This is a genomic window from Stenotrophomonas sp. LARHCG68, from assembly GCF_052871705.1.
The window spans coordinates 617,495-635,129 of sequence record NZ_JBIXJV010000003.1 but is presented as its reverse complement, the minus strand read 5'-3'; the positions used below and the strand labels follow the sequence as shown (position 1 = coordinate 635,129).

The 17,635-nt window shown below is 63.6% G+C and carries 18 protein-coding genes; all 18 read left to right on the top strand.

Features of this window, described 5'->3' with window-relative positions:
* Positions 1-4 precede the first annotated feature (4 nt).
* The 18 genes from rpoC (at position 5) to rplN (ending at position 17,630) form a co-directional block, all read left to right on the top strand.
* The gene (gene rpoC / locus ACIPR8_RS14155) at positions 5-4,231 is read left to right on the top strand and encodes a DNA-directed RNA polymerase subunit beta' (RefSeq protein WP_192286599.1); all 4,227 of its coding nucleotides are present in this window, start codon (positions 5-7) and stop codon (positions 4,229-4,231) included.
* Positions 4,232-4,461: 230 nt separating this feature from the next.
* Entirely contained in the window at positions 4,462-4,836 is a 375-nt protein-coding gene (gene rpsL, locus ACIPR8_RS14150; RefSeq protein ID WP_004145320.1) for a 30S ribosomal protein S12, read from the top strand.
* Positions 4,837-4,846: 10 nt separating this feature from the next.
* The gene (rpsG, locus tag ACIPR8_RS14145; protein WP_192286598.1) at positions 4,847-5,314 is read left to right on the top strand and encodes a 30S ribosomal protein S7; all 468 of its coding nucleotides are present in this window, start codon (positions 4,847-4,849) and stop codon (positions 5,312-5,314) included.
* A gap of 138 nt (positions 5,315-5,452) precedes the next feature.
* Complete coding sequence (gene fusA, locus ACIPR8_RS14140) at positions 5,453-7,594, top strand: elongation factor G (RefSeq protein WP_192286597.1); 2,142 nt, start codon at positions 5,453-5,455, stop codon at positions 7,592-7,594.
* A gap of 53 nt (positions 7,595-7,647) precedes the next feature.
* Positions 7,648-8,838, top strand: a complete 1,191-nt coding sequence (tuf, locus tag ACIPR8_RS14135; protein WP_192286596.1) for an elongation factor Tu — start codon at positions 7,648-7,650, stop codon at positions 8,836-8,838.
* A 288-nt stretch (positions 8,839-9,126) separates the two neighbouring features.
* Positions 9,127-11,877 (top strand): M14 family zinc carboxypeptidase, encoded by a 2,751-nt coding sequence (locus tag ACIPR8_RS14130; protein WP_446541401.1) that lies wholly within the window; start codon positions 9,127-9,129, stop codon positions 11,875-11,877.
* Positions 11,878-12,260: 383 nt separating this feature from the next.
* Positions 12,261-12,572, top strand: a complete 312-nt coding sequence (gene rpsJ / locus ACIPR8_RS14125) for a 30S ribosomal protein S10 (RefSeq protein ID WP_010341589.1) — start codon at positions 12,261-12,263, stop codon at positions 12,570-12,572.
* Positions 12,573-12,583: 11 nt separating this feature from the next.
* Positions 12,584-13,234: a 50S ribosomal protein L3 gene (gene rplC / locus ACIPR8_RS14120; protein WP_132862499.1), complete on the top strand. Its 651-nt coding sequence runs from the start codon at positions 12,584-12,586 to the stop codon at positions 13,232-13,234.
* Positions 13,235-13,246: 12 nt separating this feature from the next.
* The gene (gene rplD, locus ACIPR8_RS14115) at positions 13,247-13,852 is read left to right on the top strand and encodes a 50S ribosomal protein L4 (protein WP_054668595.1); all 606 of its coding nucleotides are present in this window, start codon (positions 13,247-13,249) and stop codon (positions 13,850-13,852) included.
* Positions 13,849-14,148, top strand: a complete 300-nt coding sequence (rplW, locus tag ACIPR8_RS14110) for a 50S ribosomal protein L23 (RefSeq protein ID WP_132862500.1) — start codon at positions 13,849-13,851, stop codon at positions 14,146-14,148. The genes rplD and rplW overlap by 4 nt, the downstream gene beginning before the upstream one ends.
* 10 nt (positions 14,149-14,158) lie before the next feature.
* Complete coding sequence (rplB, locus tag ACIPR8_RS14105) at positions 14,159-14,986, top strand: 50S ribosomal protein L2 (RefSeq protein ID WP_132862501.1); 828 nt, start codon at positions 14,159-14,161, stop codon at positions 14,984-14,986.
* 6 nt (positions 14,987-14,992) lie between these two features.
* Positions 14,993-15,262, top strand: a complete 270-nt coding sequence (gene rpsS, locus ACIPR8_RS14100; RefSeq protein WP_132862502.1) for a 30S ribosomal protein S19 — start codon at positions 14,993-14,995, stop codon at positions 15,260-15,262.
* A gap of 12 nt (positions 15,263-15,274) precedes the next feature.
* Positions 15,275-15,610 (top strand): 50S ribosomal protein L22, encoded by a 336-nt coding sequence (gene rplV, locus ACIPR8_RS14095; protein ID WP_132866034.1) that lies wholly within the window; start codon positions 15,275-15,277, stop codon positions 15,608-15,610.
* An 18-nt stretch (positions 15,611-15,628) separates the two neighbouring features.
* The gene (rpsC, locus tag ACIPR8_RS14090) at positions 15,629-16,363 is read left to right on the top strand and encodes a 30S ribosomal protein S3 (RefSeq protein WP_132862503.1); all 735 of its coding nucleotides are present in this window, start codon (positions 15,629-15,631) and stop codon (positions 16,361-16,363) included.
* A 5-nt stretch (positions 16,364-16,368) separates the two neighbouring features.
* On the top strand, positions 16,369-16,782 hold the full coding sequence (gene rplP / locus ACIPR8_RS14085) for a 50S ribosomal protein L16 (protein WP_057629593.1): 414 nt from the start codon (positions 16,369-16,371) through the stop codon (positions 16,780-16,782).
* Positions 16,782-16,967 carry a 50S ribosomal protein L29 gene (gene rpmC / locus ACIPR8_RS14080; protein WP_054657204.1) on the top strand — a complete coding sequence of 62 codons (186 nt, stop codon included), beginning with the start codon at positions 16,782-16,784 and terminating at the stop codon, positions 16,965-16,967. The genes rplP and rpmC overlap by 1 nt, the downstream gene beginning before the upstream one ends.
* 11 nt (positions 16,968-16,978) lie before the next feature.
* Entirely contained in the window at positions 16,979-17,248 is a 270-nt protein-coding gene (rpsQ, locus tag ACIPR8_RS14075; protein WP_132862504.1) for a 30S ribosomal protein S17, read from the top strand.
* Between the two features lie 13 nt (positions 17,249-17,261).
* Positions 17,262-17,630, top strand: coding sequence for a 50S ribosomal protein L14 (gene rplN, locus ACIPR8_RS14070; RefSeq protein ID WP_019186153.1), 369 nt, complete (start codon positions 17,262-17,264; stop codon positions 17,628-17,630).
* The last annotated feature ends 5 nt before the right edge of the window (positions 17,631-17,635 follow it).

Below are 17,635 nucleotides of genomic sequence, written 5' to 3'. Positions count from 1 at the left end.
CACCATGAAAGACCTGCTCAACCTCTTCAACCAGCAGCGCCAGACGCTGGACTTCGACGCGATCAAGATCGCGCTGGCCTCGCCGGACCTGATCCGTTCGTGGTCCTTCGGCGAAGTGAAGAAGCCGGAAACCATCAACTACCGTACCTTCAAGCCGGAGCGTGACGGCCTGTTCTGCGCCGCCATCTTCGGACCGGTCAAGGACTACGAGTGCCTGTGCGGCAAGTACAAGCGCATGAAGCACCGCGGCGTGGTCTGCGAGAAGTGCGGAACCGAAGTGACCCTGGCCAAGGTGCGCCGCGAGCGCATGGGCCACATCGACCTGGCTTCGCCGGTCGCCCACATCTGGTTCCTCAAGTCGCTGCCCTCGCGCATCGGCCTGATGCTGGACATGACCCTGCGCGACATCGAGCGCGTGCTGTACTTCGAAGCCTACGTGGTGACCGAGCCGGGCCTGACCGCCCTGGAGCGCCGCCAGCTGCTGACCGAAGAACAGTACCTGCAGGCCCGCCAGGAGCACGGCGATGACTTCGACGCCGCCATGGGCGCCGAGGCCGTCTATGAACTGCTGCGCACCATCGACCTGCAGGCCGAGATGGTCCGCCTGCGCGAGGAAATCGCCTCGACCGGTTCGGAAACCAAGCTCAAGCGCCTGACCAAGCGCATCAAGCTGGTCGAAGCCTTCCTGGAATCGGGCAACCGTCCGGAATGGATGGTGATGACCGTGCTGCCGGTGCTGCCGCCGGACCTGCGTCCGCTGGTGCCGCTGGACGGTGGCCGCTTCGCGACCTCCGACCTGAACGACCTGTACCGCCGCGTCATCAACCGCAACAACCGCCTGCGCCGCCTGCTGGAGCTCAACGCGCCGGACATCATCGTGCGCAACGAAAAGCGCATGCTGCAGGAATCGGTTGACGCCCTGCTGGACAACGGCCGTCGCGGCCGTGCCATCACCGGCACCAACAAGCGCCCGCTCAAGTCGCTGGCCGACATGATCAAGGGCAAGCAGGGTCGCTTCCGCCAGAACCTGCTGGGCAAGCGCGTGGACTACTCCGGCCGTTCGGTGATCACCGTCGGTCCGTACCTCAAGCTGCACCAGTGCGGCCTGCCGAAGAAGATGGCGCTGGAGCTGTTCAAGCCGTTCGTCTTCGCCAAGCTGCAGCGTCGTGGCCTGGCCACCACCATCAAGGCCGCCAAGAAGCTGGTCGAGCGCGAGGAAGGCGAAGTCTGGGACGTCCTGGAAGAAGTCATCCGCGAGCATCCGGTGCTGCTGAACCGCGCGCCGACCCTGCACCGTCTGGGCATCCAGGCGTTCGAACCGCTGCTGATCGAAGGCAAGGCGATCCAGCTGCACCCGCTGGTCTGCACCGCGTTCAACGCCGACTTCGACGGTGACCAGATGGCCGTCCACGTGCCGCTCTCGCTGGAAGCCCAGCTCGAAGCGCGTGCGCTGATGATGTCCACCAACAACATCCTGTCGCCGGCCAACGGCGAGCCGATCATCGTGCCGTCGCAGGACGTGGTGTTGGGCCTGTACTACATGAGCCGCGCCCTGGTGAACAAGAAGGGCGAGGGCATGGTGTTCGCCAACACCGACGAAGTGAAGCGCGCCTACGACAACCGTCTGGTCGAGCTGCACGCCAAGGTGAAGGTGCGCATCACCCAGGTCGAGCGCGACGAGGAAGGCAACAAGGTCACCAAGACCTCGATCCAGGACACGACCGTCGGCCGTGCGCTGCTGAGCGAGATCATGCCCGAGGGCCTGCCGTTCGAGCTGTGCAACACCGAGATGACCAAGAAGAACATCTCGCGCCTGATCAACCAGAGCTACCGTCTGCTTGGCCTGAAGGACACCGTGGTGTTCGCCGACAAGCTGATGTACACCGGTTATGCCTACGCAACCCGCGCCGGCGTGTCGATCGGTATCGACGACATGCTGATCCCGGACGAGAAGAAGGGCATCCTGGGCGAAGCCGAGCAGGAAGTGCTGGAAATCCAGGAACAGTACCAGTCCGGTCTGGTCACCGCGGGCGAGCGCTACAACAAGGTGGTCGACATCTGGTCGCGCACCAACGAGCGCATCGCCAAGGCGATGATGGAAACCATCGGTACCGAGAAGGTCGAGGATTCGGAAGGCAAGATCGTCGACCAGAAGTCGATGAACTCGCTGTACATCATGGCCGACTCCGGCGCGCGTGGTAGCCAGGCGCAGATCCGTCAGCTGGCCGGCATGCGCGGCCTGATGGCCCGCCCGGACGGCTCGATCATCGAGACGCCCATCAAGGCGAACTTCCGCGAAGGCCTGAACGTGCAGGAGTACTTCAACTCCACCCACGGTGCCCGTAAGGGTCTGGCCGATACCGCGCTGAAGACGGCGAACTCGGGTTACCTGACCCGTCGTCTGGTCGACGTGGCGCAGGACGTGGTGATCACCGAAGTCGACTGCGGCACCGTCGAAGGCCTGACCATGACCCCGATCGTGGAAGGCGGCGACGTGGTCGAGCCGTTGAAGGACCGCGTGCTGGGCCGCGTGGTTGCCGAGGACGTGTTCCTGCCGGGCAACGACGAGGATCCGATCGTGACCCGCAACACGCTGCTCGACGAGCAGTGGGTGAACAAGCTGGAAGAAGCCGGCGTGCAGACCATCAAGGTCCGCTCGACGATCACCTGCGAGTCGGCGTTCGGCGTGTGCTCGCGCTGCTACGGCCGCGATCTGGCCCGTGGCCACATCGTCAACATCGGTGAAGCGGTCGGCGTCATCGCCGCGCAGTCGATCGGTGAGCCGGGTACCCAGCTGACCATGCGTACGTTCCACATCGGTGGTGCGGCATCGCGTGCGGCGGCGGTGGACAACATCACCGTCAAGACCACCGGTTCGGTCAAGTTCAACAACCTCAAGCACGTCGAGCAGGTCAGCGGTTCGCTGGTCGCGGTGTCGCGCTCGGGCGAAATCTCCGTGCTCGACCCGCACGGCCGTGAGCGTGAGCGCTACAAGCTGCCGTACGGCGCCACCATCACCGTCAAGGACGGTGCCGAGATCAAGGCTGGCCAGACCGTGGCCAACTGGGATCCGCATAACCACCCGATCGTGTCGGAAGTGGCTGGCTTCGTGCGCTTCATCGACTTCGTCGACGGCATCACCGTCATCGAGAAGACCGATGAGCTGACCGGCCTGGCTTCGCGTGAAATCACCGATCCGAAGCGTCGTGGCTCGCAGGCCAAGGATCTGCGTCCGCTGGTCCGCATCGTCGATGGCAAGGGCAATGACCTGACCATCCCGGGCACCGACCTGCCGGCGCAGTACCTGCTGCCGCCGCGTTCGATCGTCAACCTGCAGGACGGCGCCCCGGTGGGCGTGGGCGACGTGGTCGCCAAGATCCCGCAGGAAGCGTCCAAGACCCGCGACATCACCGGTGGTCTGCCGCGCGTTGCTGACCTGTTCGAAGCACGCAAGCCGAAGGATCCGGCGATCCTGGCCGAGCGTTCGGGCATCATCAGCTTCGGCAAGGACACCAAGGGCAAGCAGCGCCTGATCATCAAGGACACCGATGGTTCCGAGCACGAAGAGCTGATCCCGAAGTACCGCCAGATCATCGTGTTCGAAGGCGAGCACGTGACCCGCGGCGAAACCATCGTGGACGGCGAGCCGAGCCCGCAGGACATCCTGCGCCTGAAGGGCGTGGAAGAGCTGGCGCGCTACCTGGTCAAGGAAATCCAGGACGTGTACCGCCTGCAGGGCGTGAAGATCAACGACAAGCACATCGAAGTGATCTCGCGTCAGATGCTGCGCAAGGTTGAAATCACCGACCAGGGCAACAGCAAGTTCCTGAACGGCGAGCAGGCTGAACGCCAGCGCGTCATCGAGGAAAATGCCAAGCTGGCCACCCGCAACGAGCTGCCGGCGCAGTTCGATCCGGTCCTGCTGGGCATCACCAAGGCCTCGCTGGCAACCGAATCGTTCATCTCGGCCGCTTCGTTCCAGGAAACCACCCGCGTGTTGACCGAGGCTGCCGTGCGCGGCACCGCCGACAACCTGCGCGGCCTGAAGGAAAACGTGATCGTCGGTCGCCTGATCCCGGCCGGTACCGGCCTGGCGTACCACGCCAAGCGTCGTCGCGGTGCCTCGGGCCTGACGGAATCGGAAATCCAGACCCTGGCCGGCACGGCAGCGGTTGCCGATGTTGAAACCGCGTCGCCGGAAGCCGAGCAGGCAACGGGCGGCGAGGAGTAAGATAGTGGGGCTGGCCGGTCCGCTCGCGGGCCGGCCCGCTCAACCTGAACGGGGTACATGGAGGCGCCCCTGTAACAGTCCTGGATCAGGGCTGGCTTGGAGGGTGGGTGTTTGACTGCCTACTTGACAAGTTGCTACAATCGTCTGTCTCAGCAGGCCAAAAATTTGGCCTGCTTTACATTTTCCGCATCCTTGGCCGTTTTTACGGCCCCAATCAGAAGAACCTACTGATGGCGACGATCAACCAGCTGGTACGCAAGCCTCGGCAAGCGACCACCTACAAGAGTGCCTCCCCGGCCCTCGACAAGTGCCCGCAGCGCCGTGGCGTCTGCACCCGTGTCTACACCACCACTCCGAAGAAGCCGAACTCGGCTCTGCGCAAGGTTGCCAAGGTCCGCCTGACCAACCAGGAAGAAGTGATTTCCTACATCGGTGGTGAAGGCCACAACCTGCAGGAGCACTCCGTGGTCCTGATCCGCGGCGGTCGCGTCAAGGACCTGCCGGGTGTGCGTTACCACACCGTCCGTGGCTCGCTCGACGCCGCTGGCGTTGCCAAGCGTCGCCAGGCGCGTTCCAAGTACGGCGCCAAGCGTCCGAAGGCCTGAGGAGTAAGACATGTCCCGTAAAGGTAATACCCCCCAGCGTTCGGTCCTGCCCGATCCGAAGCACGGAAGTGAAACCATCGCCCGCTTCATCAACATGGTGATGCTGAGCGGCAAGAAGTCCGTTGCTGAAAAGATCGTCTATGGCGCCATGGATGTGATCAGCGAGAAGAACCAGAACGCCGTTGAGCTGGTGCAGAAGGCACTGGACAACGTCGCTCCGGGCGTCGAAGTGAAGTCCCGTCGCGTCGGTGGTGCCACCTACCAGGTGCCGGTCGAAGTGCGCGCTTCGCGCAAGATGGCCCTGGCCATGCGTTGGCTGATCGACTCGGCTCGCAAGCGTGGTGAGAACACCATGCCGCGCAAGCTGGCAGCCGAGCTGCTGGACGCGTCGGAAAACCGTGGCGGCGCCATCAAGAAGCGTGAAGAAACCCACCGTATGGCGGAAGCGAACAAGGCGTTCGCCCACTACCGCTGGTGATTTCGAAGGGGCCTTGGAAACAGGGCCCCTGACACCCATCTGGTGTCACTTGTGGCGCTTTGAGCGCCGCTTCAATCCGAAGGCCGCCGCAAGGCGGCGTTCGGCCATCCGAATTCCAAGAAATTTGAGAGGCTCCCCGTGGCCCGTACTACTCCCATCGAGCGTTACCGCAACTTCGGCATCATGGCTCACATCGATGCCGGCAAGACCACCACGTCCGAGCGCATCCTGTTCTACACCGGCAAGAGCCACAAGCTCGGTGAAGTGCATGACGGTGCCGCCACCATGGACTGGATGGAGCAGGAGCAGGAGCGTGGCATCACGATCCAGTCTGCTGCCACCACCGCGTTCTGGAAGGGCATGGACAAGTCCCTCCCGGAGCACCGCTTCAACATCATCGACACCCCCGGGCACGTTGACTTCACCATCGAAGTCGAGCGCTCGCTGCGCGTGCTCGACGGTGCCGTGTTCGTGCTGTGCGCCGTCGGTGGCGTCCAGCCGCAGTCGGAAACCGTGTGGCGCCAGGCCAACAAGTATCACGTGCCGCGCATCGCGTTCGTCAACAAGATGGACCGTACCGGTGCCAACTTCTTCAAGGTCCGTGACCAGCTGAAGGCCAAGCTGGGCGCCGTGCCGGTGCCGATGCAGGTGCCGATCGGTGCCGAGGAAGGCTTCAAGGGCGTGGTCGACCTGCTCAAGATGAAGGCCATCCATTGGGATGAGGCTTCGCAGGGCATGAAGTTCGAGTACGGCGACATCCCGGCCGACCTGGTGGAGAAGGCTGAAGAAGCCCGCACCTTCATGATCGAGACCGCGGCCGAAGCCAGCGAAGAGCTGATGGAAAAGTACCTGGGCGGCGAAGAGCTGGCCGAGGCTGAAATCATCGAGGCGCTGCGCGTTCGTACCCTGGCCACCGAGATCGTGCCGATGTTCTGCGGCTCGGCGTTCAAGAACAAGGGCGTGCAGGCCATGCTCGACGGCGTGATCCAGCTGCTGCCGTCGCCGGTCGACGTGCCGGACGTGAAGGGCGTGGACGTCGACGACGACACCATCGAGATGACCCGCAAGTCGGACGACAAGGCTCCGTTCTCGTCGCTGGCGTTCAAGATCATCACCGACCCGTTCGTCGGCGCGCTGACCTTCTTCCGCGTCTACTCCGGCGTGCTGACCGGTGGCGACACCGTGCTGAACTCGGTGAAGAACAAGAAGGAGCGCATCGGCCGCATCCTGCAGATGCACTCGAACAACCGCGAGGAAATCAAGGAAGTTCTGGCCGGTGACATCGCTGCTGCCGTGGGCCTGAAGGACACCACCACCGGTGACACGCTGTGCTCGATCGATGCACCGATCGTGCTTGAGCGCATGACCTTCCCGGAGCCGGTGATCTCGATGGCGGTCGAGCCGAAGACCAAGTCGGACCAGGAAAAGATGGGTCTGGCACTGGGCCGCCTGGCGCAGGAAGATCCGTCGTTCCGCGTGAAGACCGACGAAGAATCCGGCCAGACGATCATCTCGGGCATGGGCGAGCTGCACCTGGACATCATCGTTGACCGCCTCAAGCGCGAGTTCAACGTTGAAGCCAACGTCGGCAAGCCGCAGGTCGCGTACCGCGAGACCATCCAGCAGGCTGACGTCAAGTCGGATTACAAGCACGCCAAGCAGTCCGGTGGTAAGGGTCAGTACGGTCACGTCGTGATCGAGCTGTCGCCGATCACCGCTGAAGACCGCGCCGATCCGAAGCTGGCTGCCGCCATCAAGGACGACTTCCTGTTCATCAACGACATCACCGGCGGCGTGATCCCGAAGGAATTCATTCCTTCCGTGGAAAAGGGCCTGCGCGAAACCATCACCAGCGGTCCGCTGGCTGGCTTCCCGGTGGTGGACGTCAAGGTCAAGCTGGTGTTCGGCTCGTACCACGACGTCGACTCCTCGGAAATGGCGTTCAAGCTCGCCTCGTCGATGGCCTTCAAGCAGGGCTTCGCCAAGGCCAAGCCGGTGCTGCTGGAGCCGATCATGAAGGTCGAGATCGTGACCCCGGAGGATTACCAGGGTGACGTGATGGGCGACGTGAGCCGCCGTCGTGGCGTGCTGCAGGGTTCGGGCACCACCGGTGACGGTTCGGCCAGCATCATCAACGCGATGATTCCGCTGGGCGAAATGTTCGGTTACGCCACCGCGCTGCGTTCGCAGACCCAGGGTCGCGCGACCTTCACGATGGAATTCGACCATTACGAGCCGGCGCCGACCAACATCGCCGAAACTGTCATGAAGAAGGCCTGAGTCATCTGACTCAGGCTCTCCAAACAAAAATCAGCTAATCAAGGAATAGAAACATGTCCAAGGGCAAGTTCGAACGTACCAAGCCGCACGTCAACGTCGGCACCATCGGCCACGTTGACCATGGCAAGACCACCCTGACCGCCGCACTGACCAAGATCGGTGCAGAGCGCTTCGGCGGCGAGTTCAAGGACTACTCGTCCATCGACGCCGCGCCGGAAGAGAAGGCTCGTGGTATCACGATCTCGACCGCGCACGTTGAGTACGAATCCGAGAGCCGTCACTACGCCCACGTTGACTGCCCGGGCCACGCCGACTACGTCAAGAACATGATCACCGGTGCCGCCCAGATGGACGGCGCGATCCTGGTGTGCTCGGCCGCTGACGGCCCGATGCCGCAGACCCGCGAGCACATCCTGCTGTCGCGTCAGGTCGGCGTGCCGTACATCGTCGTGTTCCTGAACAAGGCCGACATGGTGGACGATGCCGAGCTGCTGGAACTGGTCGAGATGGAAGTGCGCGAGCTGCTGAGCAAGTACGACTTCCCGGGCGACGACACCCCGATCGTGCACGGTTCGGCCCGTCTGGCGCTGGAAGGCGACCAGAGCGACATCGGCGTGCCGGCCATCCTGAAGCTGGTCGAGGCGCTGGACAGCTGGATCCCGACCCCGGAGCGTGACGTCGACAAGCCGTTCCTGATGCCGGTGGAAGACGTGTTCTCGATCTCGGGCCGCGGCACCGTGGTGACCGGTCGTATCGAGCGCGGCGTGATCAAGGTCGGCGAAGAAATCGAAATCGTCGGTATCCGTCCGACCCAGAAGACCACCGTCACCGGCGTGGAAATGTTCCGCAAGCTGCTGGACCAGGGCCAGGCAGGCGACAACGCCGGTCTGCTGCTGCGCGGCACCAAGCGTGACGACGTCGAGCGCGGCCAGGTTCTGGCCAAGCCGGGTTCGATCACCCCGCACACCCAGTTCGACGCCGAAGTGTACGTGCTGTCGAAGGACGAAGGCGGCCGTCACACCCCGTTCTTCAAGGGCTACCGTCCGCAGTTCTACTTCCGTACCACCGACATCACCGGTGCGGTCGAGCTGCCGGAAGGTGTTGAGATGGTGATGCCGGGCGACAACGTGAAGATGGCTGTCACCCTGATCAACCCGGTGGCAATGGACGAAGGTCTGCGCTTCGCCATCCGCGAAGGCGGCCGTACCGTCGGCGCCGGCGTGGTCTCGAAGATCATCAAGTAATAGCGCCACGCTTCCTTCCGGAAGCAGGTGTTGAGAGAAGGGCGGCCCTCGGGTCGCCCTTTTTTTTCGTCCAGGGCCGCATGCGCAGGTGGGGAGGTGCGCCCGGCATCGGCATGTCGAGGGGTGCTGTGGGATTCTGGATGAGTGGGCGGGCATCGCGCCGGTTGCTCCGTCTTGGGCGTGCGAATGGCGGAAGCGGCGCCTTTGTTCCTCTTTCTCTCTGACAGGGCAGCGGATCATCCGGACACGCCGGTGGTACTGTCCGATGATTGCTAGGGAGGAACTGGGATGGGCTTTTTCGAGACGCTGCGGCGTTCACTGCTGGTGGCCGGGCTGGCGCTGGCGGGCGTGGGTTCGCTGCAGGCGGCCGTGCCATCACCGAAGTCACACTTCGGTTTCGACATCGGCGACGACTACATGCTGGCCAACTACACGCAGACCGAGGCGTACTTTCGCAAGGTGGCGGCCAGCTCGGACCGGTTCCGCCTGGTGGAGCTGGGCAAGAGTTCCGAAGGGCGCCCGCAGTTGATGCTGATCGCCTCTTCGCCGGCCAATCTTGCACGGTTGGAGGAATACCGCGGCATCTCCGAGCGGCTGGCGCGGGCGCGTGACGACGCGCAGGCTGCGCGTGCGTTGGCCGAGCAGGGCAAGGCGGTGGTCTGGATCGACGGCGGTCTGCATGCCAACGAGACGGTCGGGCCGCACCAGCTGATCGAGACGGTGTGGCAGCTGGCCAGTCGTGATGATGCCGAGACCCGCCGCATCCTCGATGACACCATCGTGCTGCTGGTACATGCCAACCCCGACGGCCAGGAGCTGTATTCGGACTGGTACATGCGCGAGCCGGTGCCGGCCAAGCGGGTGCTGGACAAGCCGCAGCGGCTCTACCAGAAATACGCCGGGCACGATAACAACCGTGACTTCTACATGGCGGCGCTGCAGGAAACGCGCAACATGAACCTGGCCATGTACACGCGGTGGTACCCGCAGATCGTCTACAACCACCACCAGGCCGCGCCGAAGGGAACGGTGATCGTGATACCGCCGTATCGCGACCCGTACAACTACAACATCGACCCGATGATCCCGGTGGGGTTGGAGGCGCTGGGTTCGGCGATGAACCTGCGCTACCTGCAGGAGAACAAGCCTGGCGCGGTGTCCAAGGGCGGCAGCGTGTACTCGACCTGGTGGAACGGCGGGCTGCGCACCATGCCGTACTTCCACAACATGCTGGGCGTGCTGACCGAGATTGTCGGCAATCCGACGCCGATGCAGATCCCTTATCTACCGGAGCGGCAATTGCCGGACAGCAACCTGCCGGCGCCGGTGGCGGCGCAGACCTGGCATTTCCGCCAATCCATCGATTACAGCCTGACCGCGAACTGGGCGTTGCTGGACTACGCCTCGCGTCACCGCGAGCAGCTGCTGTGGAACATCTACTGGATGGGGCGCAATGCCATCGCGCGCGGCAGCACCGACACCTGGACCGCCAGCCCGACGCGGTTGGCCGAAGCGGCTGCGCAGGCCAAGGTCTCTGCAACAGGCGCGTCGCAGGATGGGCTGGGGCCGCGGCAGGTGGCTCAGTGGCTGCAGCGCCCGGACCAGCGTGATGCTCGTGGCTACATCATTCCGGCCGACCAGGCCGACCTGCCCACCGCGGTGGCCTTCGTCAACGCGCTGCAGCTGGCTGGCGTGGAGGTGCAGCGCGCATCGCGTGCATTCGTGGTGGCCGGCAAGTCGTATCCGGCCGGTTCGTTCGTGGTGCGTGCCGATCAGGCGTTCCGTGCCCATGTGCGTGACATGTTCGAGCCACAGGACCACCCGCACGACTTCGAGTATGAAGGCGGGCCGCCGATCGCTCCGTACGATTCGGCGGGCTGGACCCTGGCCTTCCAGATGGGCGTGGCCTTCGACCGGGTGCTGGAGGCCTTCGAGGGTCCGTTCGCGGCGCTGCCCGTCGGCCAGTTGCAGGCGCCGGCCGATGTGCCGGTGCCGGCGTCGTCCCGCGGTTGGTTGCTGGATGCGCGGGTCAACAATGCGGTCATTGCGGTCAATCGCCTGCTGAAGGCCGGGGCCCGGGTCAGCCGGGTGCCGTCGCGCGATGGCGCCTTCCTGGTTGCCGGGGTCGAGGCTGACGCACTGGCGGTGGCCCTGCAGGGGACGGGTGTGGCCGCCGCCGTTGCGCCTGCCGGTGTGGTGTCTGAAGCGCCGCTGCGCGCGCCGCGGATCGCGCTGTGGGACCGCTATGGTGGTTCGATGGTGTCCGGCTGGACGCGGCTGGTGCTGGAGAACTTCGGCTTCGACTACGAAGTGGTCTACCCGCAGCAGATCCTGGCCGGGGACCTGCGCCAGCGCTTCGACGTCCTGCTGCTGCCCAGTGGCGCGTTGCCGCTGCCGGCCGAGCTGGCCATCGAGGGCAAGGCCGGGCGTACGCCGGCTTCGCCGGATCCGGCGGCCATCCCGGCGGAGTATCGCTCCATGCTGGGCGAACTGCAGGGTGAGCCTGCGGTGGCGGCGCTGCGCCAGTTCATGGGGCAGGGCGGCCACGTGGTCGCGACCGGTTCTTCCAGTGGCCTGGCGTTCCAGCTGGGGCTGCCGGTGGCCAGCCATCTGCGCAAGCCCGATGCTGCCGGCCAACTCAAGCCATTGAGCCAGCGGGAGTACTACATCCCCGGCAGTGTGCTGGAGGTGGCGGTGGACAAGGGGCAGCCGCTGAATTGGGGGCTGCCGGCACGGCTGGATGTGTATTTCTCCGACGGTCGCTGGGATAATGCGCCGGTGCTGGATCTGCCCGCCGGCCGCGCCGACATCCAGCCGCTGCTGCGCTTCGACGGCCCCAGGCCGCTGCGCAGCGGTTGGGCCTGGGGCCAGGAACACCTGCAGGGCGGCGTGCTGGCGGCCGAAGCCGGGATGGGGGCAGGGCGGTTGACGTTCTTCGGGACCGACATCACCTTCCGGGCCCAGACCCATGCCTCGTTCAAGCTGCTGTTCAACAGCCTGCTGCAGGCTGGCGCCACCGGGACCGCTGCGCACGAATAGGGGCGGGGCTCGCCTGGCTGGCCCGAACCTGAAGCGTTGGTGACGTCGCCGGGGCTTGACTTGCAAGTGCCGGAAAATACTGACAGAATGCACGACCACTCGCGAAGGCCATGGTTTTCATGGCCCTCGCAACCAGCGAAATGAGGCACAGGACGTACCTCGTATTCGCCAGACAAGGACAGGTCGCATGGGGCACTCCGGTAATACGGGGTGTTTTCTGTGCGTTTGAAGATGTCTGGGGCGGGCCGGGTAACCGGGCCGCCTTGCTGTTTTGAAGGGATTCTCGTTGGCGGGAGGTGCTTTGGCGCCGACCGTCGTTTTCATGGGGGCTGGTACACACAGAGGCCAGTCCCGTCGCTCTTTAGACCTATAGGAACACCGTCATGGCGGACCAAAAGATCCGGATTCGGTTGAAGGCGTTCGATCATCGCTTGATCGACCGTTCGGCCAGCGAGATCGTTGAAACGGCAAAGCGGACCGGCGCGCAAGTGCGTGGCCCGATCCCCCTGCCGACCAAGATCGAGCGTTACACCATTCTCGTCTCCCCGCACGTCGACAAGGACGCGCGTGACCAGTACGAGACCCGCACGCACAAGCGCGTGCTCGACATCGTCGACCCCAACGACAAGACCGTGGACGCGCTGATGAAGCTCGAACTGGCTGCCGGCGTCGACGTGCAGATCAAGCTGACCTGAGGACTACGACCATGACGAAGAAGTATTCGTTGGGCTTCGTGGGCCGCAAGGCCGGCATGAGCCGCGTTTTCACCGAAGATGGTCGCTCCATCCCGGTGACCCTGATTGAAGCCACCCCGAACCGCATCGCGCAGATCAAGACCGTCGAAACCGACGGCTACAGCGCCGTGCAGGTGACCGTCGGCGCCCGTCGCGCTGCGCTGGTCAACAAGCCGGAAGCCGGCCACTTCGCCAAGGCGAAGGTGGAAGCGGGCCGCGGCCTGTGGGAATTCCGCGTTGAAGACGCCCAGGTCGGTGATTTCACCGTCGGCGGCGAAATCAAGGCAGACATCTTTGAAGTCGGCCAGACGGTTGACGTCCAGGGCGTCACCAAGGGTAAGGGCTTCCAGGGCACCATCAAGCGCCACAACTTCCGTATGGGCGATGCAACCCACGGTAACTCGCTGTCGCATCGCGCGCCGGGTTCGCTGGGTCAGCGCCAGACCCCGGGTCGCGTTTTCCCGGGCAAGAAGATGTCCGGCCACATGGGTGCCGTGCAGCAGAGCACGCAGAACCTGGAAGTGGTCAAGGTCGACGTCGAGCGTGGTCTGATTGCCATCCGCGGCGCCGTGCCTGGCGCAGCCGGTGGTGACGTGATCGTGCGTCCGGCGAGCAAGGCATAAGGAGAGATGACGATGGAACTCGTTATCACGGGTAGCAACAACAAGGTCTCGGTCTCCGAAGCCGTGTTCGGCCGCGATTTCAGCGAAGATCTGGTTCACCAGGTCGTCGTTGCTTACCGCAACGCCGCTCGCGCCGGCACCAAGGCACAGAAGACGCGCTCTGAAGTGGCTGGTACCACCAAGAAGTCGAAGAAGCAGAAGGGTGGTGGCGCACGTCACGGTGCCCTGACCGCTCCGATCTTCGTCGGCGGTGGTGTCACCTTCGCGGCCAAGCCGCGCAGCTTCGAGCAGAAGGTCAACCGCAAGCAGTATCGCGCCGCCATGTGCGCCATCCTGTCCGAGCTGAACCGCCAGGGCCGCCTGACCATCGTCGAGTCCTTCGACGTGGAAGCGACCAGCACCAAGGGTCTGATCGGCAAGCTGGCTGGCCTGGAAGTGGGCAAGCGTCCGCTGATCGTCACCGAAGAGGCTTCCGAGCATCTGTACCTGTCGGCCCGCAATCTGCCCTACGTGCAGGTGCGTGACGTCCAGGGCCTGGATCCGGTCGCTCTGGTCGGTGCCGACACGGTCGTCATCACCGCTGACGCGGTCAAGAAGGTCGAGGAGTGGCTGGCATGAGCAGCAACGAAAAAATCTTCAGCGTGCTGCGCGCTCCGCGAGTCTCCGAAAAGACCGCGCGCCTGCAGGAACTCTCCAACCAGTACGTCTTCGAGATCTCGAACGAAGCCACCAAGGCCGATGTAAAGGCCGCGGTTGAGCAGCTGTTCGACGTCAAGGTCGAGGCCGTCAACGTGGTCAACGTCAAGGGCAAGAACAAGTCCTTCCGTAACCGCGCTGGCCGTCGCGGCGATTGGCGCAAGGCGTACGTGCGTCTGGCCGATGGCCAGTCCATCGATGTAACGGCCAAGGCCTGAGGTACATCCCATGCCATTGATGAAATTCAAGCCCACCTCCGCAGGCCGTCGTTCGGCCGTGCGCGTGGTCACGCCCGATCTGCACAAGGGCGCACCGCACGCAGCGTTGCTGGAGCCGCAGAGCAAGTCCGGTGGTCGTAACCACCACGGTCGCATCACCACCCGTCACGTGGGCGGTGGTCACAAGCAGCACTACCGTCTGATCGACTTCAAGCGCAACAAGGAAGGCATTCCGGCACGCGTGGAACGTATCGAATACGATCCGAACCGCACTGCCCATATCGCCCTGCTGTGCTACGTCGACGGCGAGCGTCGCTACATCATCGCCCCGAAGGGCCTCAAGGCGGGTGACCAGGTCATCTCGGGTGCTCACGCCCCGATCAAGACCGGCAACACCCTGCCGCTGCGCAACATCCCGGTCGGTACCACCGTCCACGGGATCGAGCTGAAGCCGGGCAAGGGCGCCCAGATCGCCCGTGCTGCTGGTGCAGGCGTGCAGCTGGTTGCTCGTGAAGGCATCTACGCCACCCTGCGCCTGCGCTCGGGTGAAATGCGCAAGGTGCCGGTCGAATGCCGCGCCACCATTGGTGAAGTCGGCAACGACGAGCACAACCTCGAGAAGCTGGGTAAGGCCGGTGCCAAGCGTTGGCGCGGCGTCAAGCCGACCGTCCGCGGTGCGGCCATGAACCCGGTTGACCACCCGCACGGTGGTGGTGAGGCCAAGGCCGGCCAGGGTAACCCGCATCCGGTCACCCCGTGGGGTGTCCCGACCAAGGGTTACAAGACGCGCCATAACAAGCGCACTCAGCAGTTCATCGTCCGCGATCGTAGGGGCTAATCGACCATGGCACGTTCACTCAAGAAGGGCCCGTTCGTCGATCACCACCTTGTCAAGAAGGTGGAGGCCGCTGCGGGCAGCAAGAAGCCGATCAAGACCTGGTCGCGCCGCTCCATGATCCTGCCGGAAATGGTTGGATTCACGATTGCCGTGCACAACGGCAAGAACCACGTCCCGGTTCTCGTCAACGAGAACATGGTCGGTCACAAGCTCGGCGAATTCGCTGTCACCCGGACCTTCAAGGGTCACGGCGCTGACAAGAAGTCGGGCAAGTAAGGAGAGATGACAATGGAAGCGAAAGCAATCCTGCGCACCGCGCGCATCTCCCCGCAGAAGGCACGTCTGGTCGCTGACCAGGTCCGTGGCCTTCCGGCCGAGCGTGCGGTCAACCTGCTGAAGTTTTCGGACAAGAAGGCTGCCCACCTGATCAAGAAGGTGGTGGAGTCGGCTATCGCAAATGCCGAAAACAACCAGGGCGCTGACGTCGACGAGCTGAAGGTCAAGACCATCATGGTTGATGAAGGTCCCACCCTGAAGCGTTTCATGGCGCGGGCGAAAGGCCGCGGTACCCGCATCCTCAAGCGCACCAGCCACATCACTGTGGTTGTGGGCGCCGGCAAGTAAGCGGAAAGGATAAAGACCATGGGTCATAAAGTTCATCCGGTTGGTATCCGCCTCGGTATTTCCAAGGACTGGAACTCCAAGTGGTACGCCAACAAGGCCGAGTTCGCTGGTTACCTGGCAGCCGACCTGAAAGTGCGCGAAATGCTGCGCAAGAAGCTGGCTCAGGCCGGCATCTCGAAGATCCTGATCGAGCGTCCGGCCAAGACCGCACGCGTGACGATCCACACCGCCCGCCCGGGCGTGGTGATCGGCAAGCGCGGTGAGGACATCGAAAAGCTGCGTAAGGAAGTGAGCGAGATGATGGGCGTCCCGGCGCACATCAACGTCACCGAAGTTCGCAAGCCTGAGTTGGATGCACAGCTGGTTGCCGAGTCGATCGCGCAGCAGCTGGAGCGTCGCATCATGTTCCGCCGCGCGATGAAGCGTTCGGTCGGCAACGCGATGCGCCTGGGTGCCCTGGGCATCAAGGTCAACGTGGCTGGCCGCTTGAACGGCGCCGAAATCGCCCGTTCGGAGTGGTACCGCGAAGGCCGCGTGCCGCTGCACACCCTGCGCGCTGACATCGACTACGGTTTCGCTGAAGCCAGCACCACCTACGGCATCATCGGCATCAAGGTCTGGATCTACAAGGGCGAAGTCTTTGATTTCTCCCAGGTTGGCCAGGAAAAGCAGGACGACAGCCCGCGCAACGATCGTAACGATCGCGGCGACCGTGGCGACCGTCCGTCGCGCCCGGCTCGTGAAGCGAGGTAACGGCAATGTTGCAACCCAAGCGAACCAAATACCGCAAGATGTTCAAGGGCCGTAACGACGGCCTGAGCTGGAGCGCGAATGCCGTCAGCTTTGGCGAATACGGCCTGAAGGCAACCGCTCACGGTCAGCTGACCGCGCGTCAGATCGAAGCGGCTCGCCGCTCGATCAGCCGCTACGTCAAGCGCGGCGGCAAGATGTGGATCCGCGTGTTCCCCGACAAGCCCATCACCAAGAAGCCCATCGAAGTCCGAATGGGTGCCGGTAAGGGTGGCGTGGAATACTGGGTCGCTCAGATCCAGCCCGGCCGCATGATTTATGAAGTCGAGGGCGTTACCGAGGAAGTGGCGCGCGAGGCGTTCCGCCTGGCCGCTGCCAAGCTCTCGGTGACCACCACTTTCGTGACCCGGACGGTGCGCTGATGGACATCAAACAACTCCGCGAGAAGTCGGCTGACGAACTCAAGGCCCACCTGACCGACCTGCGTAAGGAGCAGTTCTCGCTCCGCATGCAGCAGGTCACCGGCCAGCTGCCGAAGACCCATGAAACCCGCCGGGTGCGCCGCGAGATTGCTCGCGTCAAGCACCTGATCGGCAGCACGAAGTAAGGATGGCTGCTATGAGCGAAAATAACGCAAGCAAGACGCTGCGCACGGTCGAAGGCCGTGTCGTCAGCAACAAGATGGACAAGACGGTCACCGTGTTGGTGGAGCGCCAGGTCAAGCACGCCCTGTACGGCAAGTACATCAAGCGTTCGACCAAGCTGCACGCACACGACGCCGAGAACGCCTGCAACGAAGGCGATATCGTGCGCGTGACCGAAATTGCTCCGATGTCCAAGACCAAGAACTGGCGCGTGGTGGAAGTCATCACGCGTGCGGCTGAATAAGGAGATCTGAATCATGATCCAGATGCAGAGCTACCTCGACGCCGCGGACAACTCCGGTGCCAAGGAACTGATGTGCATCAAGGTGCTGGGTGGTTCCAAGCGCCGTTATGCCCACATTGGCGACATCATCAAGGTCACCGTGAAGGACGCAATTCCGCGCGGCAAGGTCAAGAAGGGTGAAGTGTATGACGCCGTCGTGGTGCGTACCCGCAAGGGTGTGCGTCGCGCCGACGGCTCGCTGATCCGCTTCGACGGCAACGCCGCGGTCCTGCTCAACAACAAGCAAGAGCCGATCGGCACCCGCATCTTTGGGCCGGTGACCCGTGAACTTCGTTCGGAGAAGTTCATGAAGATCGTCTCGCTCGCTCCCGAAGTTCTGTGAGCGCC